The organism is Amycolatopsis sp. NPDC059027, from assembly GCF_042739735.1.
In the GTDB taxonomy this organism is placed as follows: domain Bacteria; phylum Actinomycetota; class Actinomycetes; order Mycobacteriales; family Pseudonocardiaceae; genus Amycolatopsis.
In genome coordinates this window covers 40,096-60,079 of the sequence record NZ_JBHYIK010000052.1, presented here as the reverse complement: position 1 = coordinate 60,079, position 19,984 = coordinate 40,096, and the positions used below count along the sequence as shown (strand labels likewise).

Below are 19,984 nucleotides of genomic sequence, written 5' to 3'. Positions count from 1 at the left end.
AGCGGGCGGCCGAGTGGATCAGCTCGCCTCCGATGGTCCACCGGCGCCGTGCACGCGCACGGGCACGCCGAAAAGCCGGGAAGGCAGCCGCCCGGCGGGCACCGTGCCGGGATTCACCCACACGTCGAGGGCGGGCGCGCCGTCGGAGTAGCCCCGGCCGACCCCGACGACGCCGGGCACCTCGTCCAGCCAGCGGGCGGCGGTGGCGAGCGCGGCGCCGAGGTCGGGGCGGGCTTTCGCGGGCATGTTACGGGTTCGCCCGGATGCCGGGCGGGGCGAGCGACAGGTGTTCTGCCGGAAGCCCGGAGTATTCGATCATTTCCGGGACCACTTCCCTCGCGGGGTGAACGGGGCGAGAATCGGCTCCGCGGCCACTGTCCCGCAGTATTCCGCGTCCCGCCATAGGTCAACCGGGTGCGTCGGCGCGGATCCTCTTGTCGCACAAGGAAGATCTGTTCCCGGAGCGAGACTGCGCCGGATGCGGGCGCACCGGCGAACCGGGGACTTTCGGCACTATTGTTTCAGGGTTTCGCGAGAGGGGATCGGTAAGGATCCCGCAGCCATCGGTGCTCGGCGACAATGGGGGTCGCCGAGCGCGGGAATCGCGCGTATGTTCGAACTCTCGCGGAGGGTGACCCGCCCGGGGTGTTGCGCCGGGCGTGCGGCACGGGGATAGGTAGGATCGGCAAGGGTTTTCCTGTTCGGGAAGCCGCTGGTGTCCGGAAAGCCTGGAACAACGTGGTCACGGTTCACGACGGAAGCAGAGACGACTCGCGGCTCGCGAAGCTCTGGACTTCGCTGAGCGAGCTCGCGCGGGCGCGGCGCAGGCGCGTCACCGTGGAGTTCGTCTGCGAGGCCGTGGTGGACCGGTTCGGGGTGAAGGGCGCGTGCCTGGTGGTCGGCACCGGGGCCGGTACCGCCGAACTGCGGTACGCGACGGGGGAGCTGGGCACCCGGCTCACCGAGATCGAGGCGACCGTCGGCGAGGGGCCGGGGAGCCTGGTGCTGCGCACCGGCGTCCCCGTGCTCGTCGCCGACCTGGAGGCACCGGCGATCGGCCGTCGCTGGCCGCTGTTCGTGCCGCTGGCCGTCGAAGCGGGTGCCCGCTCGTGTCATGTGCTGCCGCTGTCGGCCGGAGCCAGCCGTGCCGGGGCGCTGACGCTCTACTGCGCCGAACCCGGATCGCTGCCCAGGGCCGCGGTGGGCGAGGCGCTCTCGTTCGCCGAGCTGGTCTGGATCCTGCTCCTCAATGAGCAGACCCACACAGGGGGTGGGAAACTGGTCGGGTCGGGCAACGGCTTCCCCTTGCTGAGCCCACAGGTGCACCAGGCGGCCGGAATGGTCGCCGCACAGCTGGACGTGAGCCTGGAGGACGCCTACGCCCGGCTGCGGGCACGTGCCTTCGCCGAACACCGCGGGCTGGCGGAGCTGGCGGCGGATGTGGTCGCGCGGCGGCTGAGATTCGCACCCGAACGGGATCCCGGCTGAGACGCAGCGGATGACCGTGATCGTTGTAGGGTGTTCCGGGTGCGGAGGTGCGTGGGTCGATGCGTGACGACAGTCTGACCGAGGTACTCGTCGAACTGGCGGACACTCTGGTCGACGACTTCGACGTGCTGGATTTCCTCCACCTCCTTTCCCTGCGCTGTGTCGAACTGCTCGAGATCGACGCGGCGGGCGTGCTGCTCGCCGATCCCCGCGGTGGCCTGCAGGTGGTGGCCAGCGCGGACGAGGAATCCCGGACCCACGAGCTGTTCCAGTTGCAGATCGACGAAGGCCCGTGCGCCGACGCGTATCGGCTCGGCGCGGTCGTCGGCTACACCGATCTGCCCGGGGCGGAGGCCAAATGGCCCTCGTTCGCGCTCAAGGCGTCCGCGGCCGGTTTCCAGGCCGCCTACGCGCTGCCGATGCGGTTGCGGTCCGACATCGTCGGCGTGCTGAACCTGCTGATCGGCGCGCCGGGAGCGCTCGACGGGCCGTCGATGCGCACCGCGCAGGCCATGGTGGACGTGGCCACGATCGGCCTCCTGCAGGCGCGCTCGGCCCGGCACTACGACGTCCTTATCGAACAGTTGCAGACTGCACTGTCCAGCAGGGTGGTCATCGAGCAGGCGAAAGGCTTCATCGCCGAACGGCTCGGCCTCGACATGGCGGGCGCGTTCGCGGTGCTGCGCGGATATTCGCGGCGCAACAACCGGAAACTGACCGAGGTCGCGACGGCGGTCGTCTCGCGTTCCGAAGACGTCCAGGATCTTTTCTCCGCCTGATATTCCCGTGCGCGGCGGGGTGTACATTGCGCCGGTCGCGGATTCCCGTGCATCGGAAAGTGCGGATGGGAATGCGTGGATATCCGCACGCCGTAACACTGCGCCCGATCGGCGGATGGTCCCGGCATCCGGACTTACTAACATCAGTGAAGCTGTGGACGCCGGGGTACGCAGATGTGCCGCGACGGTGTAATCCCGTCCTGGACCCAGACGGCTGTCTGTTCGTCCGGTTGAAATACCAGGAGCGTGGGAATTCCATGGACATCCGTCAGGGACTCGTGGTGCGTTCGGAGGTGTGGTGATGACCGCGCTCACCGGTGAGGAACGGCTTCCAGTCCGAGTCGACACCGCGGACATCGAGGACCTGGAGGCGGCGGTCGAGACGTTCCGGGCGCTCGACTACCGCCTCGGCGGTGGCTACTGCCGGGACGCACTGCGGGTGCTGAAGACCAGTGGCCGCCTGTTGCGCCGGGGGATGGTGCCCGAGCACCTCCGTGCGCGGCTGTGCACCGTGCTCGCCGACACGGAGAACCTCTTGGGCTGGACCGAGTTCGACGCCGGGAACGCCCGGGTCGCCCAGCGTAGGTTCGAGCGCGCGATCGAACTGGCGACCGAGGCGGGCAACGATGATCTGGTGGCGAACGTGTGCTACCGGCTCGGCAGACTGCACCTGCACTACCACGCCGTCGGGGCGGCGGTGACCGAGTTCGCCCGCGGCCAGGAAGCCGCGCGGCGCGCCGGATCGGCTCTCGGTCAGGCGATCCTTTCGGCCAACCAGGCGTGGGCGCACGCGATGCGGGGCGACGCCGACGAGGCGCTGGCGAACCTGGGCCGGGCGGCGGACGAGTTCGCGGATTCCCGGGACACGCCGCCCGCGCCGTGGGCGGCGTTCTTCGGCGCCACCGATCTGGCGGCGATGGCAGGTACGGTGCGGACCGAGCTCGCCAGGACGGTGGACACGCGGCACGGGGAGCGGGCGATTCCCGAGCTGACGAAGGCGATCGACGGCTACGGACCGGAAATGGCCCGCAGCTGCTCCTTGACGCTGATCTGGCTCGCGGTGTGCCACGCCCTTGCGGGCGATCTCGACGAGGCCGCCGGGGCGGGCACGGAAGCGATCGAGCTGGCGCGCGGACTGCGGTCGGCGCGGACGAAGGACCGCTTGTGGCCGTTGGACGAGGCCATCCGGCGGAACGGGCCGAGCCCGCGCGGCGGTGAACTGCTTGAGCTGATCGGCCGGTTCCGGGCGCAACCGGCCTGATGACTACCGGGCGCCCAGCAACGCGCCCTCCCGTGGCGGGGCCGCGGGGGCGGATCGGCGCAGCTTGGTCAGCGCGCGGAACTGGGTGACGCGGACCGCGGCGGCGCTGGGCATGTTGAGCTTGGAGGCGGTTTCCTCGGCGGTGAATCCGAACAGGACCCGCATGCCCAGCACCTCCCGGTAGTTGTCGGGCAGCCGCTGGAGCATCCGCCTGAGCTGGCGTTGCTGGTCGAGGCGTTCGACCGCGTCCTCCGGCGGGACCGGTTCGGGAGCGACCACGGCGTCGGGATCGGGTAGCGGCTCGCACCGTTCCCTGCCGCGTCGCCGGAGCAGATCGCTGATCTTGTGCGCGGCGACACCGAAGACGAAGGACAGGAAGCGGTCCGTGCGATAGCGATAACGCGGCAGTGCGACCAGCACCGCGACCAGGACCTCCTGCGTGCAGTCCTCGGCGCCGGCGCAGCCGGTCTCCTGGACGCCGAGCCTGCTGACGCAGTAGCGCAGCACCATCGGCCGCAGCACCTCGGCGAGGGCGTTCAGTGCCTCCCGCTCGCCGGTGACCGCGGCTGCGATGAGCCGCGCGTCCGGGCGGGTGAAAGTGCTCGCGGTGGGCAGAATGTGGGAAAATTCCTGGGCATTTCCACGCATTCGGCTGCTCCCGGATCGATCGCGTCGGTCGGAATTCCCTTCGGAGTTCACGCTCGACCATCAGGGTCCGGGACAGCACGGGCGTACGGGAGACAACCCTGCCCCATTGGCGGGAGCTTGTCCACCGTCGTGGCCTCCGGCACCCGTTTGCGAGGAAAAGCCGATCACGGACACGCTCGGCAACTATCGCCGCACGCTACCTGCTCCTGGGTGTGGTGGGCGGCCGGGGTTCGTGTTTCATTGTCCTGGCAAGGAAAACCGGAATCCGGCCTGGCGGAGGGAGCCGCGATGTGCGGCGATCAGCTGATCGAGTCGATGATCCTATTGTCCGACACGTTGGCGCCGGATTTCGACGAGTCGATGTTCGGCCGTTTCCTCGTCGAGCGGGCGCGGGCACTGGCCGGGGCCGACAGCGTGGTGCTGTTGTTCGCCGGCTCCGGCGGGCGCCTGCGGATGGTGGCCGACGCCGGTGCCGGCCTCACCCGGGCCCGGCTGTGGCTCTCGGACTCCACCGTGGTGCCGTTGCGCAGAAGGACGGACACGGTCGGGTTGCTGTGCCTCATTCACGCGGACGGGAAAGGCGAAGACACGCACGCGCTGCGCGCCGCTTCCGCGCTCGCGGACGCCGCGGCGATCGGCCTCCTGCACCGGCAGCGGATCCGCGAGAAGGCCGCACGGAGTGCGTTGCTGCAGGCGGAACTGGACCGCACGGTGGTGATCGCGCAGGCGACCGGTGTCCTCGCGGAGCGGTACAAGACCGATCCGGCGGCAGGCCGCGAATCGTTGCTGGCCCTCGCGCGCTCGCGGCGGCAACCGGTGGAGGTCACGGCCGCCGAAGTGGTCGCGTCCGGGGCCCGGACACGCCCGGAACGACCGGGGTGACCGCTTCGGCCGGGTGGCCGAGAATACGTTCGGCTGAACGGCGGAAATTCGCGGCTCTGCGCCGGGCAGCATGCGGTAAAGGGATGAACACGGACGGTTTGCAGATTGCCGGTTTCGTCAGGGGCACGCTAATTTCTGATCTCGGTGCGGGGATGTCGTGGCCGCGCGGACGGCCGCAGTCGGAGGTGGAATGCTTGACCGGGGACACTGTTTCGCGAGGTGCGCGTCGCACTATGGGAATCCGGGAAGGGGCCGGAACCGGTAGGCGCCGATCGTGATGCGGATATTGCTGGTCCTGGGTTCGTCCATCAGCTCGAACGGGATCAGGAGAATTCTCGCGAAAGAGCCGGAAACAGAAGTCGTCGAGGATGTGACGCAAACCGGGAGCGACGTCTTCGCCGCACTGGCCGCAGTGGAGCCGGACGTGGTCCTCGTCGACCGGGATCTGCCGGGCGAGGACGGGATCGCCGTCGTGGCCGAGGTCGTCCGGTCCACCGGGAGGCGTGCGCCATGGACACTGGTCCTCGCCGACGCGTACCGCCGGGGTGACGCCGCGCGGGCTGCGCGGGCGGGTGCGCGAGGGTACCTCATCAAGAACCAGGAGGCGTGGACCCTTGGCGCCGCACTGAAAGCCGTTGCGGGAGGGGAAGCGTGGCTTTCCCCGCAGGCGGCGGGGGAACTGCTGGAGGAGTTCCGCGGCGGCCGCCCCGGCAGGCGCGAGCCGCGCGGGGCCACACCCCTGACCGAACGCGAACGCGGCGTCATCCGCTTGATCGCCTACGGCTGTTCGAACCTCGAAGTCGCACGGGAACTCGGGGTGAGCGAGTCGACGGTCAAGACGCATGTGTCACGCATACTGGCCAAGCTGGATCTGCGCAGCCGCACCCAGCTCGCCGCGTTCGCGCGCGACCTCGGCATAGCCTGACCCACGACGGGAGAGGACCGGGAGTACGGGGCCGCGAATTCGTTCTTTCGACCGATGCGGGTGCGTTGTCGCGGTCCCTATAATCTGCTGTGCTGCCGGCGTCGGCCTTCGTTTTCGGGCGAGCCGGCGGTTTCGTGTGTAAAAAGGACAGAGAATTCAGGGCGCTGGATTTCACCCCGACGGTGGATTCCGGCGCCTGGTCGCGGGTGAAGGATGATCACGAGGGCGCGACGAGGCGACTTCCCCGGGGGGTTTACCCGAACGATTCGAAGGTCGGAGGTCATTGTGGTCGGGGTCGAGGTCCCTGAAGCGTCGTTGCCTCTCGCGCGCCACGAGTTGCTCCACTGCGGCGATCCGGAGTACGTGAGAGAGGTGTGCGGCCGGGTCCTGTGCCCGCACACGCTCGACGTCCTCGGGCCGGCCGCGCGACTGGACGCTCGGATGCATTCGGTGCGGCTGCGGGACATGTCGGTCAACTACGTCAGTTACGGCTGTGACGTGCGCATCCGCTACGCGCCGCAGGACACCTTCTTCGCGGTGCTCATCCCGTTGACCGGGCGGGCCGAGATCCGCTGTGGTCCGGACCGGGTGCTGGTGGGGGCGGGGCAGGCGTCGGTGCTCTCGCCGGCCGACCCGGTGACCATGCGCTGGACCGCGGACTGCACGCAACTGGTGCTGCGCATGGAACGCGCGTCGCTGGAAGCGCGGTTGAGTGATCTGCTCGGTGCCCCTTTGCGAAGACCCTTGCGCTTCGCGCCGTCGATGGACCTCGGCTCCGGGTACGGGCGGAGCTGGCGCCGCGCGGTGGATCTGCTGGTCACCGAGCTGGACCGGCCGGGGACGTTGATCGAACAGCCGGTGGTCGCGGACCGTTTCGAGTGGACACTCATGAGCGCGTTGCTGGTGGCGCACGCGAACAACTATTCGAGCATGCTCAACGGTGACGTGGCCGCGGCGCCCTCGCGCGCGGTGAGCATCGCGCTCGAATGGATGGAAAGCCACCCGCAGTGGCGGCACACGACGGCGAGCCTCGCCCGCGAGGCCGATGTGACCGAACGCTCGCTGCAGCTGGGTTTTCGCAAGCATCTGAACATGCGGCCGATGGAGTATCTGCGCGAGATCCGGCTCCGCCGGGTGCACGACCAGCTGCGCGCCGCCCAGTCCGACGCGGTGACGGTGACCGCGGTGGCGGCCGAATGGGGATTTCTGCACACCGGCCGGTTCGCCGCCACCTATCAGCGACGGTTCGGCGAAAAGCCGTCGGAAACGCTGCGCCGCCACTGATTCCTTCGTGGCGATGGTGTCACGCCCTCGCTTGTCGCGAACGGAGCGTTCGCGACGATCAGCGTCCTGAACGGAGCGTTCGCGACAAAAGTGTGGCGCCCAGTACGCCGGCCGACTCTCCGGGTACGCGAGTTCGCCGTTTCCGCGCCTGACCGAAAAGCACAAGGGGCCAATTACCGGGGATCGAATGTTTCGGTTCATGGATTGCCGCGTTCGGGCGGCCGTGGGGAGAATCGAGTCATGTCATTCGGTATTCGGGTGGAGGGTCTGGTCAAGCGTTTCGGGCCGACCGTGGCGCTGGACGGGATCGACCTCGCCGCCGGGGCGGGCACCGTGCTCGGGGTACTGGGGCCCAACGGTGCCGGGAAGACGACCGCGGTGCGGATTCTGGCCACACTGGTGCGGCCGGACGCTGGTGTGGCCATTGTGGACGGACACGACGTCGTCCGCGATCCGGTCGCGGTGCGGGAGGTGATCGGCCTCACCGGGCAGTACGCGTCGGTGGACGGCGATCTCACCGGCACCGAGAACCTCGTCCTCATGGGACGGTTGCTCGGCATGTCCGCGCGGGCGGCGCGGGCGCGGGCCGGCGAGCTGACCGACCGGTTCCGGCTGGGCGAGGTGGCGGGCCGGGCCGCGAAGACCTACTCGGGCGGGACCCGCAGGAGGCTCGACTTGGCCGCGAGCCTGCTCGGGCGGCCGCGAGTGCTCTTCCTGGACGAACCGACCACCGGGCTCGACGCCCATGTGCGCCGCGAACTGTGGGACGTCGTCCGGCGGCTCGTGGCCGACGGGGTCACGGTGCTGCTCACCACGCAGTATCTCGAGGAGGCGGACCGGCTCGCCGACCGCATCGCGGTGTTCGACCGCGGCCGGGTGGTGGCCGAGGGCACCCCCGGCGAGCTCAAGCGCCGGATCGGCGGGCACATCCTGCGGGTCCGGCCCGCGATTCCCGGCGACGTCGCCGTGGTCGCCGGGATCGTCGGGAAACTGGCAGGCGCCGCGCCCGCCTACGACACCACCACCGGACTGCTGACGGTGCCCGCCCGTGATCCGCTGCTGGTGTCCACTGTGGTCCGGAAACTGGACGAGGCCGGGATCGCCGCGGACGAACTGGCCCTGCGGTTGCCCAGTCTCGACGAGGTGTTCCTGTCGCTGACCGGCGTCCCCGGTGAGCGGCCGGTGCCGGAAGGAAGTGCGGTATGAGCGGGACGGACGCGAGGCGGCACGTCGGGCCCGGCGAGGCCGTGCGGCACTGCGCCGTCCTTTGTGGACGCGGACTGCGAAAGATCCGGCGCAATCCGGAACATCTGGTGGACGTGACCGTACAGCCGGTCCTGTTCCTGGTGATGTTCGGCTTCCTGTTCGGTGGCGCGATCGCCGGGGACACCACGTCGTACCTGCGTAATCTGGTGCCCGGCCTGCTGGTGCCGACCGTGCTGCTGGCGAGCATGTCCGCCGGGGTGGGCCTCAACATCGACGTCGACCAGGGCGTGTTCGACCGCTTCCGCAGCATGCCCATCGCGCGCGCCGCGCCACTGGTCGGCGGGGTGCTGGCGGACGTGGTCCGCTATCTGCTCGCGTTCGGCACGGTGCTCGCCGTGGGCACGGCGATGGGGTTCCGGGTCCACACCGGACTCTTCGCGACGCTGGCAGCGGCCGGTCTGCTGGTGGCGGCCGGGCTGTGCTTCTGCTGGGTGACCGTCTACATCGGAATGGTCGTCCGCCGCCCCGATTCGGTGCAGGGCGTCGCGATCGCGTTGTTCATGCCGTTCGTGTTCGCCAGCAACGTTTTCGTCCCGAGTGCCAGCATGCCCGGCTGGCTGCGGGCCTGGTCCGGGGTCAACCCGGTCAGCCTGCTCGCGGACGTCATGCGCGGGCTGCTCGCCGGTGGCCCCGTCGCCGGTCCGCTCGCCGGGGGACTGGTGTGGATGGTCGTGGCCGTGCTGGTGTTCTTCCCGCTCGCCATGCGTGCCTACCGGAAACGCGCGGGCTGAGGCCGGAGAGAGGAGGTGAACGAGCCATGGGCGTGGCTGAACCGAGTGTCGACGTGCGCCTGGAAGGCGGCCCGGACGGAGTCCCGGACCGGATGAGCGTCCGGTTTTCGGAGTTCTCCGCGAGATACCTGAAGATTCCGTTCCGGGCGGGGTACGAACATTTCGTACTGGATCTCGAATCGCCAGGGGGATGCGACGAAGCTCCCGTTTTCGTCTGGTGCGACCGGACGAAGGTCGCCGAATAACACGTTCGAGGAATTCCTTCCGTAGGTGGATTGTGCCCGAAGAAAGGTCACCCATGTCATGAACACCGCGATTCTCGGAACCGGCTCCTACCTGCCGGAAACGGTCCTCACCAGCGAGACGCTCGGCAAGCGTCTCGGGGTGGGGGAGCAGTGGATCTTCGACAAGACGCTCATCGCGGAGCGCCGCGTCGCCGCCCCCGACGAAGCGACGTCCGACCTGGCCTCGGCGGCCGCCCACCGGGCGCTGCACGCCGCGGGCATCGCCGCCACCGACCTCGACCTGATCATCGTCGCGACCTCGACCCCGGACCAGCCGATGCCCGCGACCGCCTGTGCCGTCCAGGCCCAGCTCGGCGCCGTCCGCGCGGCGGCGTTCGACGTCGATTCGGTGTGCTCCGGGTTCGTCTACGCGCTGGTGACCGCGCACGCGATGCTCACCGCGGACCCCGGCCCGCGCACCGCGCTCGTGATCGGCGCCGACATCTATTCCCGCATCCTCGACTACACCGACCGGCGTACCTGCGTCCTGTTCGGCGACGGCGCGGGCGCGGTGGTGCTTGGCAAGAGCGGTACCGGACGCGGGCTGCTGGCCAGCACGCTCGGCTCCGACGGCACGCTCGTGGACATGGTCGGTATTCCCGGCGGTGGCAGCCGTCGCCCGGCCAGCGCGGAGACCCTCGCCGGCGGTCAGCACCACTTCGCCATGAACGGCAGGGGAGTCCGCGACTTCGCCGCGCGGGTGGTGCCCGAGCTCGTCGCCGACGTGGTGAAGGCGGCCGAACTCGACATCGCCGACGTCGACCTGCTCGTGCCGCATCAGGCGAACGGGACGATCCTGCGCGAGCTGGCCGACACCATGGGCCTGCGGCCCGAGCAGATGCACCTGACGATCGAGCGCTACGGCAACACCGGCGCGGCGTCGGTCCCGATCACCCTCGACGACGCGGTGCGGACCGGGAAGGTCTTCGCGGGCGACGTCGTGCTGCTGATCGCCTTCGGCGGCGGGATGAGCTGGGGCGGCGCGGCCCTGCGCTGGGCGGGGCCGAGGACGCGGGAGGACCTGTGGTGACGCGTCCCCCGATCCGGTTCCCGCGTTCGCGCCCGCCGCGGTACGAGGTCGAGTTCACCGGTGACGTCCGCATCCCCTCCAGCGTGCCGGGCCTGACTCTCGGCGGGGATCTGTACCTGCCGAAGGGCGCGGGCCGGGTGCCCGCGCTGGTGACCGTCCACACCGGACGGAAGGACGGGCTCGGCGGGATAGCGGCCCGGAAATACCTGCGCTACTTCGCCGAGCGTGGTTACGCGGTGCTCTATGTGGACAGTTTCGGCATCGGGACCTCCGAGGGCGTGCCCCGGCCGATCCTGAGCCCGGAGGAGGTCGACGACGGCGTGTCGGTCGTCGAGTGGGCGGCGGCGCAGCCGTGGTGCACCGGCCGGGTCGGCATGTGGGGCCTTTCGCACGGCGGGATGACGACGCTGGCCGTGGCGAGCAGGCAGCCGCCGCACCTGCGGGCGATCTTCCCGGTGATGGGCTGGACGGACGCCGAGCGCGATCTGGTGCACCCGGCGGGACTGCGCGGCGGGATCGGCATGTTCGGGCATCTCAGTCTGTACAACATCTTCTGCGCGCTGCTGCCTCCGCTGCGAGAGCACGACAAGGCCGAACACGAGACATTGTGGAAGGAACGGCTGGAGAAGTTCGAACCGTGGTTCGCCGATTCGTGGCTCCATCCGCCGGGACATCCGGTGTGGGAACAGCGTCGCGTCGACGCCAGGAGGATCACCGTGCCGTCGCTGTGCGTCGCGGGCTGGCGTGACCTGTTCTGCGCGTCGATGATCACCGCGTACCAGCAGATCCGCGGCCCGAAGCGGCTGCTGGTGGGGCCGTGGTTGCACACCTTCCCGGACGTCGCGGGCGTCGAGCCGGTGCCCTCGGCCGCGCTGGCCTGCGCCTGGTGGGACCGCTGGCTGCACGGCGAAGTGCCGCGCACGCGGGAAAGGCCGGCGACGTTCTTCGTCCAGGGCGGTGAAGGCCGCTGGGTACAGGCGCCGCGCTGGCCGCCGGAGAAGACCGGGGACCAGGTTTTCGTCGCCGCGCGCTCGGGGCATCTCTACCGATCGAACCGCACCGGGCGTTCGACCGCGGTCGTGACCACGGTCTGCCGGAGCGACGACACGGTGGGCGCGCTGAGCGGGCTCACGAAACACCCGATCGACAAGTTCGGCTATCCGCTCGACCAGCACGAGGACGACACCCGGTCGCTCGCGTTCACCAGCGCTCCGTTCCCCGAACCGGTGCTGGTGGCGGGCAGCCCGACGGCACGGGTGATCATCACCCCGGCCACCAGCGCCTCCCGCTGTGTGGTCAAGGTGACCGATGTGGACGAACAGGACCGGTCGGTGCTCGTCTCGATGGGCGTGGCCGACCTGGATTCCCCGCGGCCCCAGCGGAATGGCTCGCCCTACGTCGTGCAGGTGCGGCTCGACCCGACGTGCTACCGGCTGGCGGCCGGGCACCGGCTGCGGCTGGTCCTCGCGATGGCCGACGTCCCGAGGCTGTGGCCTGCCGGAAAGCCCGCGCTGCTCGGCGTGCGCGTCATCCAGGCGTCCGGGGACTACGTCGGCCTGGCCGCGGAGGGCTACGGCGGGAACACCGCGACCACGCTCAGCCTGCCGGTGTGCGATCCGGCTTCGCTTACCGACGTCGTCGTGGATCCGCCGGAACGACGGACGAGTGCCCGCGACGTCCCGAAAGACCGCTGGGAAATCACGCGCGATCACCTCGGCGACGCGGTGCGGCTCACCGTGGCGAAGGAGGACCGGGTCCGCTACACCGAGGGTTCGCTCGCCATGAGGACGCTGCTCGGCTTCGAGGTGGCCAACGGCGACGCGGCAGGCGCGCGGATGCTGGCTTCGGGGGAGAAGACCGCGGAGACCGCCGACGGCGACCGGGCGACGGTCCGTGCCGAGATCGACATGCGGGCCGCCGCCGCGACCGTGACCGCGGAAGTCCTGATCAACGGAACCCCTTTCTGCACCAGAGAATGGACCCTGTCATGACCATGGTGGAACGTCCGCTGAACTACCTGGAGCTGGCGCATTTCAACCGGGTCGTCATCATGGCCGCCGAGTACGAGGGCGACCTGGACGCCGAGGCGCTCGACCGCGCGTTCCGGGCGTTGTGCGCCGCGCATCCGGTGCTGCGAGCGAGGATCCGCGGGGCAGGGCGCGACGCCGTGATGCGCGTCGAGGACGGCCAGGTCCCCGAGTTGCTGATCCTCGACGAGGCCCCCGACGTCCTGACGAAGATCGTCGAACTGCCGTGGGACGCTTCGCGGGCGGTCGCGGACCTCGTGCTCGTGCGGGGCGAGCGGCACGGATATCTCGCCCTGCGCGCGGACCATTCGATCGTCGACGCCAACGGCTGGCTCGGCTATCTGCGAGAACTGCTGCGGTTGTTCACCGTGGGGGAGGCGGAGCCCGCCGAGGCGGCGGGCACGTTGCCCGCTCCGCCCGCGGAGCTGTTCCACGAGCGGCTCGGTCTCATTCCGTACGACCGGCGGCTGTTCCACACGGCGGGCCCGTCGATCCTCGACGGCGAGGGTGGGCTGCTCAGCGGGTACCTCCGGCTCGACGAGGAGCAGACGAGCTGGATCCGGCGGACCGCGCGGCGGTACGGCACGACCGTGCACGGGCTGGTCAGCGGCGCGATCCTGCTCACGCAGCGGGCGTTCGCCGGTGGCCGCGACCCGGTCCCGATGTTCTCGGTGTCCCCTGTGGACTTTCGCGGGCGCGTCGAGCCGCCGGTGGGGGAGCTGGAGACGACCAACTTCATGCTCTCCTACGTCGCCGAGGTCGACGTCTCGACGCGGATGAGTCCCGTGCTGGTGGGGCAGTCTGTGAAGGCGCAGATGGACGCGGCGCTGGAGAGCGGCGAGGGGGTGCGGGCGGGCGCGCCGCTCAAGAGCGCGCTCGACCGCAACCTTTCCTTCGCGCTGGTCAGCAATCTCGGTGTGGTACCGGAATTCCCGATGCCCGACGGCGTCGAGGTCGTCGAGACGCACATTCTCAACACCGTCGACGACACGCTCTTCCCCGGTTATTACGTCTCCACCTATCGTGGCAGGCTGACCGTCCTTTATGTACTGACGAAGCGTTTCTTCACCGAGGAGGACGCGGAGGCCATCGCGCGGGAACTGCAGGAGCAGCTGCTCATCATCGGGGCGTCGTCGTGAAGGTCCTGCTGATCACCCACGGCAGCAGGGGCGACGTCCAGCCGTTCACCGCGCTCGCGATGGCGCTGACCAGGGCCGGGCACGAGCCGGTGCTGGCGGGCCCGGCGTCGGCGGTCGCGATCGCCGAGCCGCACTGCGCCCGGGTCGTGCCGCTGGACGACGGGACGAACAAACTGGTCGGCGACCGCCGGGCGTGGGAGGCGGTGGAGAACAACTTCCGTGGCCTGCGCGGAAAACTCCTCGGCCTCGAGTTCCTGCGCCACAACCGCGCGGCGATGGGCCGGGTGTTCGACGACCTCGCCGCGCTGGCGTTCGCGGCGGCCGATTCCGGCGACGTCGATCTGGTCGTGCACCAGGTCAACGTGCCGGGCGACGCGATCGCGGAACTCCTCGGCGTGCCCGCGGTCCCGGTGTGCCTCCAGCCGTTCTGGGTGCCCACGCGGTCGTTCCCCGATCCGCTGTTCCCGTTCCCGCTGCCCGCACCGCTCAACCGCGCTTCGTACCTTTCGACCCGGCTGTTCGTCCGTGCCTTCACGGGCGGGACCCGCCGCTGGCGCACGGAAACGCTGGGCCTGCCGCGTCGCCGGTCCGGGGTGTTCCGCCGTCCGGACGGCGGGCCCGCGACGGTACTGCAGGGCTTCAGCGGGCACGTCCTGCCCGCGGGGGCGCGGTATCCGGATTCGGTGCACACGACGGGGTTCTTCTTCCTGCCCGGCCCGGCGGGCTGGACTCCACCGGCCGAGCTGGCGGCGTTCCTTGCCGCCGGGAAACCGCCGGTCTACCTGGGTTTCGGCAGCATGGTCGGCAGCGATCCGGTGCGGACCGGCCGGATCGTCCTCGACGCGGTCCGCGGGGCCGGGGTACGGGCGGTGCTGGCGGTCGGCAGGGGCGGGATCGACCCCGGGGAGCTGGGCGACGACGTCTTCTGCCTCACCGACGTTCCGCACGACTGGCTCTTCCCCCGGATGGCCGCGGTGGTGCACCACGGCGGAGCAGGCACGACGGCCGCCGCACTCGCCGCCGGGCGCCCGCAGGTGGTCTGCCCGTTCATGTTCGACCAGCCGTTCTTCGCGCGGCGGATGCAGCTGAGCGGCGTCGCTCCCGCCCCGCAGCCACTGCGCACGCTGACGTCCGATGACTTGGCCGCCGCGATCCGCCGGGCCGCCGGTGATCCCGCGCTCGCCGCGCGCGCGGAGCAGCTCGGCCACCTGATCCGCGCGGAGGACGGCGTCGGCACGGCGGTCAAGATCCTGGAGACGGCCCGGAGACCGACGGGACCGCGGCCAGCAACGCCCGGGTGTAGGGATGGCAGGGGTGGCCGGTGACCCGCTCGATCGGTCCCTGTTCGACGATCCGGCCACCGAACAGGACCGCCGCCCGGTGCGCCATATGCCGCACGACGTCGATGTCGTGCGAGATGAACAGGTAGCTCAGCCCGAGCCGCCGCTGCAGGTCCAGCAGCAGGTTCAGGATCTGGGCCTGCACCGAGAGGTCGAGCGCGCTGGTCGGCTCGTCGCAGACGATCAGTTCCGGTTCGCCGACGAGCGCGCGGGCGATCGCGACGCGCTGACGCTGGCCACCGGACAAAGCGGCCGGGTACCGCGAAGCGGTCTCGGGCGGCATTCCCACCTGGGCGAGGATCTCCGCGACGCGGGCATCGGCGTCCCGGCGGCTCATGCCGCGCACGACGCGCAGCGGCTCGGCCAGTGTCCGGCCGACGGTCCGCGACGGGTTGAGCGAGCCGTGCGGATCCTGGAAGACGATCTGCACGTGCTGCCCGAGTTCCCGGCGCCGTCGCGCCGAGACGTGGGTGATGTCCTTGCCGTGGAACAGGATCCGGCCCGCGGCGGGCCGGGCCAGCCCGACGAGCGCGTGCCCGGTGCTCGACTTGCCCGAGCCTGATTCCCCGACCAGGCCGAGGGTTTCCCCTCGTTCGAGGTGCAGGTTCACCCCGTCGACGGCGACGACGTCGTGGCCACGCCCGCCGGGTCTGCGGGGATACGCGACCCGCAGATCGAGGACCTCAAGCAGGCTCACGTTTTTTCCTTTCCCAGCAAAGCTTTTCGTGGTGCAGGCAGCGGGTGGTGTGTCCCGGCAGTGGCTCGGACACCGGGATCGGGGCGTCCGAACACTCGGGCGTGGCCAGCTCACAGCGCGGGGCGAAGGGACAGCCCGGCACCCGCGCCGAGGGCACGCTTCCCGGAATGGTCGCGAGCCTGCCCCGGGGCACCGCGCGGCTCGGCATCGCGCCGAGCAGACCCTCGGTGTAGGGATGCCGCGGCCGGTCGAGCAACTCCGCGACTTCGCACGATTCGACGATGTCGCCCGCGTACATCACGTACGCGCGGCGGCACAGCGCCGAAACGACGCCCCAGTCGTGCGTGACGAGCAGGATCGCCATCCCCCGCTCCTTCTGCAGCCCCCGCAACAGGTCGAGGACCTCGGCCTGCACGGTGACGTCCAGCGCGGTCGTCGGCTCGTCGGCGATGAGCAGCTTCGGCTCCCCGGACAACGCCATCGCGATCGCGACGCGCTGGGCCATCCCACCGGAGAGTTCGTGCGGGTAACGCCGCGCCACCTGCTCGGGTTCGGGGAGGTTGACGTCCCGCAGCAGATCGAGCGTCCGGGCGCGCACGGCCTGCCGGGTCCCGCCGCGATGCCGCCGTACCAGCTCGCCCAGCTGCTGGCCCACGGTGAACACCGGATCGAGCGCGGCGATCGGGTCCTGCGAGATCATCGCGATCCCGGAGCCCCGGAGCCGCCGCATCGCACGAGGTCCCGCGGTGGCGAGGTCGGTGCCGTCGAACAGGATGCTGCCCCCGGTGACGGCCCCGTCGGCCGGGAGCAGGTCGAGGACCGCCCGGCAGGTCAGGGTTTTGCCGCAGCCCGACTCGCCGATCAGCCCGACGGCTTCGCCCGCGTGGACGTCCAGATCGACGTCCGCCACGACGGTCCGTGTCCCGGTAGTGCCCGGCAGCGCGATCGATACTCCTTGCAGGGACAGCAATGCCGAGGAACCGCCGGTGTGCGGGGCGAGCGTCGGGGTCGGCGCGCGATGGGCGCGGTGCAGCCGCTCGCCGGGATGCTCGGAACGATCGGCTGTCGCGTCGCGGACGGCGTCGCCGAGCAGGCCGAACGCCAGGATCGCCAGCCCGAGCACGACACCGGGCGGCAGCAGCAGCCACGGCTGGCGGTCGATCACGGCCGACGCGTCCGCGATCATGTTCCCCCAGGTCGGATCCGGGGGTTGCGCGCCGAACCCGAGGTAGCTCAGGCCGGCGTCGATCAGCAGCGCGCCGCCGGCCAGCATCGAGATCTGCACGATGATCGGCCCGGCCACCCGCGGCAGCACGTGGTGCACGACGATGTGCCGGTTCGGCAGCCCGTACACGCGGGCCGCGGCGATGTACAGCTCCTGCCGCACGGCGAACGTCGAACCGCGGACCACCCGCGCGAGCCCGGGGGAGAGCAGGATGCCCAGGGTGATCATGGCGACGTCCCGCTGCCCGCCGACCATGGCGAGTACCACGAGCAGGGTGACCAGCACGGGGATCGCGAGCAGCACGTCCACGACCCAGGTGAAGACGCGGTCGAGCCAGCCGTCGAGGAACCCCGCGGCGATCCCGCTGCCGACGCCTGCGATCAGCACGGTGAGCACGACGACGGCCGCGTCGACCAAGCTGATCCGGCCGCCGTACACGATTCGCGTGAGCACGTCGCGGCCGAGGCCGTCGGTGCCGAACGGATGTGCCGCGGTCGGCCCGGACAGCACGTGGTCCAGATCCGCGGCGGCCGGGTCGTAGGTGGCCAGCAGCGGGGCGAACACCGCGGCGAGCAGCAGGATGGCGAGGTAGGCCAGCGGTACCGCGGCGATCGGGCGGCGCAGCACGGCCCGCCACCGGTGGCCGGGCGCGCTCACCGGGCACGCACCTTGGGGTTGAGCCAGCCGTAGGCGAGGTCCACCACCAGGTTGACCGTCACCACCACCAGCGTGAACACGACGACCACCCCCTGCAGCATGCGGACGTCGTGCTGGGTGGTGGCCTGCACGGCGAGCCCGCCCAGCCCGGGCATCGCGAACACGGCCTCGACGAACACCGTGCCGCTCAGCAGGCTGATGAAGGTCAGCCCGACGAGCGTCACGACCGGGATCGCGGCGTTGCGCAGCGCGTGCCGCACCACGATGGAGAACTCCGGGACCCCGTTGGCGCGCAAAGCGTTCACGAAATCCCGTGACAGCGCTTCCAGCATGGCGTCGCGGGTCTGCTTGGCGAACACCGCGATCCCGGGCAGCGCGAGCGTGGCGACCGGCAGGATCAGGCTGCGCACCCAGCCCGCCGGCGACGAGCCGAGCGACACGTACCCGGTGGCGGGCAGGAGCCGGATGGTGACGGCGAAGAGCGTGACCATGGTCAGCGCGAACCAGAAGCTCGGGAGCGCGTAGCCGACGAGCGAAAGCACGTCGATCACGCGCCCGATCCGGCCGCCGTGCACCGCGCTGAGCACGCCGAGCGCGACGCCGACGAACGCGGTCACCAGCGTCGCGCCCACCATGAGCGAGATCGTGACCGGAGCCCGGTTGGCGATCTCGGCGGAGACGTCGAGCCCGGACAGCGGCGACGATCCGAGATCGCCGCGCACCGCGTGGGTCAGCCACTGCCAGTACTGCGTCAGCAGCGGGCGGTCGATGCCGAGTTCGTGTCGTAGCCGCTCGTAGGCTTCCGCGCTGTAGTGGTCGCCGAGGAGGGTGCGCGCGACGTCCCCGGGGGCCGCGGCCTGCAACAGGAAGGTCACCAGCGAGACGATGAACACGAGCGCGGCCGAGACGGCTACCCGCCGCGCGATCAGCCGTGACATGGCGGGCCCTCCCCGGCCGACTGCGCCGCGATGAGCCGCCGATACCACTCGAAGGACGCCTTGGGCGTGCGCTCCAGCGTGGTGAAGTCGACGTGCACGAGGCCGAAGCGAGGACCGTAGCCGTGTTCCCATTCGAGATTGTCCAATAACGACCAGACGTGGTAGCCGCGGACGTCGAGGCCCGCGTCGATCGCGGCCCGCAGCTGGACGAGACAGCCGCGGAGATAGCCGATGCGTTCCTCGTCCCGCACCGCGCCGCCCGCGTCCACCTCGTCGGGCAGTGGCATGCCGTTTTCCGTGACGTGGACCGGTGGCAGGTCCGGGTACTGCGCCCGCAGCCAGCGCAGCAGCCCGCCGAACGCCGCGGGCACGATCGGCCAGCCGAGCATGTTGGCCGCGGTGTCCGGCAACGGAGTCCTGGTGTAGCCGAACGGCTCCGAGGGCGCGGCGGCGACGCGCGCTGGTGCGTACCAGTTGACACCGAGGAAATCGAGCGGGGCCGCGATAACGGTGTTGTCGGCCGGATCGCAGCGCACCACGGGGACGCCCTCGACACGGGGATAACGACCGTGCAGCAACGGATCGAGGAACAAGCGGTCCTCATAGGCCTCGGCCCGGCCGGCGGCTTCGACATCGGCGTAGCGCCCGCTGGCCGGTGTGACCCCGGACAGGTTGAGCGCGATCCCGACCTCCATCCGCCGTCCGCGCCCGGTCAGCCCGCGCAGCCGCTGCGCCGCGAGCCCGTGGGCCAGCAGCAGATGGTGGGCCATCGCCAGTGCGTGCTGCCGCAGCGGTCCGTCGAGGCGTGACGAGCCGTTCATCGCGGCGTGCACGACCGACAGCGGTTCGTTGACCGTGATCCACCGGTGCACCCGGTCCCCGAGCCTGGCCGCGATTCCCTCCGCGTACTCGGCGAAACGTTCGGCGGTGTCCCGGTTCAGCCAGCCGCCGTCGTCCTCCAGCGCCTGCGGATGATCCCAGTGGTAGAGCGTCAGCATCGGGTCGATGTTCCGGGCCAGCAGGCCGTCGACGAGCCGGTCGTAGAACGCCAGCCCTCGCGGGTTCCACTGCCCCCGGCCGGTGGGCCGCACCCGTGGCCAGGACACCGAAAAGCGGTAGCTGGTCACCCCGAGGCGGGCCATGAGCTCGAGGTCCTCGTCCAGCCGGTGGTAGTGATCGCAGGCGACGTCGCCGGTCGCGCCGCCCGCCAGCCCGCCGGGCCGGTGACTCAGTGTGTCCCATGTGGACGGTCCCTTGCCGTCGGCGTCCCACGCTCCCTCGATCTGGTAGGCCGAGGTCGCCACGCCCCAGCAGAACCCGGGCGGGAACGCCAGCGCGTCGTCCGCCGTTTCCGGTTCGGTGTCCGTTCCGGTGTCCATGTCC

General features: G+C 70.4%; 19 protein-coding genes. 13 read left to right on the top strand and 6 right to left on the bottom strand.

Going from position 1 to position 19,984, the window contains the following annotated elements; translation table 11 throughout:
- Nucleotides 1-18 precede the first annotated feature (18 nt).
- Entirely contained in the window at nucleotides 19-246 is a 228-nt protein-coding gene (locus ACFWY9_RS30895) for a hypothetical protein (RefSeq protein ID WP_378323925.1), read from the bottom strand.
- A gap of 492 nt (nucleotides 247-738) precedes the next feature.
- Here ACFWY9_RS30895 and ACFWY9_RS30890 point away from each other — a divergent pair, with 492 nt between their 5' ends.
- The 3 genes from ACFWY9_RS30890 (at nucleotide 739) to ACFWY9_RS30880 (ending at nucleotide 3,528) form a co-directional block, all read left to right on the top strand.
- Nucleotides 739-1,488 (top strand): GAF and ANTAR domain-containing protein, encoded by a 750-nt coding sequence (locus tag ACFWY9_RS30890; protein WP_378323924.1) that lies wholly within the window; start codon nucleotides 739-741, stop codon nucleotides 1,486-1,488.
- A gap of 59 nt (nucleotides 1,489-1,547) precedes the next feature.
- Nucleotides 1,548-2,267, top strand: a complete 720-nt coding sequence (locus ACFWY9_RS30885) for a GAF and ANTAR domain-containing protein (protein WP_378323923.1) — start codon at nucleotides 1,548-1,550, stop codon at nucleotides 2,265-2,267.
- 301 nt (nucleotides 2,268-2,568) lie between these two features.
- On the top strand, nucleotides 2,569-3,528 hold the full coding sequence (locus ACFWY9_RS30880) for a hypothetical protein (protein WP_378323922.1): 960 nt from the start codon (nucleotides 2,569-2,571) through the stop codon (nucleotides 3,526-3,528).
- A gap of 3 nt (nucleotides 3,529-3,531) precedes the next feature.
- Here ACFWY9_RS30880 and ACFWY9_RS30875 read toward each other — a convergent pair whose 3' ends face one another.
- On the bottom strand, nucleotides 3,532-4,176 hold the full coding sequence (locus ACFWY9_RS30875) for a sigma-70 family RNA polymerase sigma factor (RefSeq protein WP_378323921.1): 645 nt from the start codon (nucleotides 4,174-4,176) through the stop codon (nucleotides 3,532-3,534).
- Between the two features lie 288 nt (nucleotides 4,177-4,464).
- Between ACFWY9_RS30875 and ACFWY9_RS30870 the strand changes: the two genes are divergently transcribed.
- From ACFWY9_RS30870 to ACFWY9_RS30825, 10 genes are all read left to right on the top strand, one after another.
- On the top strand, nucleotides 4,465-5,058 hold the full coding sequence (locus ACFWY9_RS30870; protein WP_378340524.1) for an ANTAR domain-containing protein: 594 nt from the start codon (nucleotides 4,465-4,467) through the stop codon (nucleotides 5,056-5,058).
- Nucleotides 5,059-5,335: 277 nt separating this feature from the next.
- Complete coding sequence (locus tag ACFWY9_RS30865) at nucleotides 5,336-5,983, top strand: LuxR C-terminal-related transcriptional regulator (protein WP_378324011.1); 648 nt, start codon at nucleotides 5,336-5,338, stop codon at nucleotides 5,981-5,983.
- A 363-nt stretch (nucleotides 5,984-6,346) separates the two neighbouring features.
- Entirely contained in the window at nucleotides 6,347-7,267 is a 921-nt protein-coding gene (locus tag ACFWY9_RS30860; RefSeq protein ID WP_378340523.1) for an AraC family transcriptional regulator, read from the top strand.
- A 240-nt stretch (nucleotides 7,268-7,507) separates the two neighbouring features.
- Nucleotides 7,508-8,473 carry an ATP-binding cassette domain-containing protein gene (locus ACFWY9_RS30855; protein WP_378340522.1) on the top strand — a complete coding sequence of 322 codons (966 nt, stop codon included), beginning with the start codon at nucleotides 7,508-7,510 and terminating at the stop codon, nucleotides 8,471-8,473.
- A complete protein-coding gene (locus ACFWY9_RS30850) occupies nucleotides 8,470-9,264 on the top strand; it encodes an ABC transporter permease (protein ID WP_378323917.1) in 795 nt (264 codons plus the stop codon). The genes ACFWY9_RS30855 and ACFWY9_RS30850 overlap by 4 nt, the downstream gene beginning before the upstream one ends.
- Before the next feature lie 32 nt (nucleotides 9,265-9,296).
- On the top strand, nucleotides 9,297-9,509 hold the full coding sequence (locus ACFWY9_RS30845; protein WP_378323916.1) for a DUF5988 family protein: 213 nt from the start codon (nucleotides 9,297-9,299) through the stop codon (nucleotides 9,507-9,509).
- A 58-nt stretch (nucleotides 9,510-9,567) separates the two neighbouring features.
- Entirely contained in the window at nucleotides 9,568-10,578 is a 1,011-nt protein-coding gene (locus ACFWY9_RS30840; protein WP_378340521.1) for a 3-oxoacyl-ACP synthase III family protein, read from the top strand.
- Nucleotides 10,575-12,569, top strand: coding sequence for a CocE/NonD family hydrolase (locus ACFWY9_RS30835; protein WP_378340520.1), 1,995 nt, complete (start codon nucleotides 10,575-10,577; stop codon nucleotides 12,567-12,569). Before ACFWY9_RS30840 ends, ACFWY9_RS30835 begins: the two co-directional genes overlap by 4 nt.
- Nucleotides 12,566-13,744, top strand: a complete 1,179-nt coding sequence (locus tag ACFWY9_RS30830) for a hypothetical protein (RefSeq protein WP_378323912.1) — start codon at nucleotides 12,566-12,568, stop codon at nucleotides 13,742-13,744. The genes ACFWY9_RS30835 and ACFWY9_RS30830 overlap by 4 nt, the downstream gene beginning before the upstream one ends.
- Complete coding sequence (locus tag ACFWY9_RS30825; RefSeq protein ID WP_378323911.1) at nucleotides 13,741-15,069, top strand: glycosyltransferase; 1,329 nt, start codon at nucleotides 13,741-13,743, stop codon at nucleotides 15,067-15,069. The genes ACFWY9_RS30830 and ACFWY9_RS30825 overlap by 4 nt, the downstream gene beginning before the upstream one ends.
- Here the strand turns inward: ACFWY9_RS30825 and ACFWY9_RS30820 are convergent.
- From ACFWY9_RS30820 to ACFWY9_RS30805, 4 genes are read right to left on the bottom strand one after another with little or no spacing between them, the layout of a single operon-like run.
- Nucleotides 14,987-15,781: an ATP-binding cassette domain-containing protein gene (locus tag ACFWY9_RS30820; RefSeq protein ID WP_378323909.1), complete on the bottom strand. Its 795-nt coding sequence runs from the start codon at nucleotides 15,779-15,781 to the stop codon at nucleotides 14,987-14,989. The genes ACFWY9_RS30825 and ACFWY9_RS30820 overlap by 83 nt on opposite strands.
- Nucleotides 15,768-17,663, bottom strand: coding sequence for a dipeptide/oligopeptide/nickel ABC transporter permease/ATP-binding protein (locus tag ACFWY9_RS30815; protein ID WP_378340519.1), 1,896 nt, complete (start codon nucleotides 17,661-17,663; stop codon nucleotides 15,768-15,770). Before ACFWY9_RS30815 ends, ACFWY9_RS30820 begins: the two co-directional genes overlap by 14 nt.
- Nucleotides 17,660-18,601, bottom strand: coding sequence for an ABC transporter permease (locus tag ACFWY9_RS30810; protein ID WP_378323907.1), 942 nt, complete (start codon nucleotides 18,599-18,601; stop codon nucleotides 17,660-17,662). The genes ACFWY9_RS30815 and ACFWY9_RS30810 overlap by 4 nt, the downstream gene beginning before the upstream one ends.
- Nucleotides 18,589-19,980: a GH1 family beta-glucosidase gene (locus ACFWY9_RS30805; protein WP_378323906.1), complete on the bottom strand. Its 1,392-nt coding sequence runs from the start codon at nucleotides 19,978-19,980 to the stop codon at nucleotides 18,589-18,591. Before ACFWY9_RS30805 ends, ACFWY9_RS30810 begins: the two co-directional genes overlap by 13 nt.
- Nucleotides 19,981-19,984 lie beyond the last annotated feature (4 nt).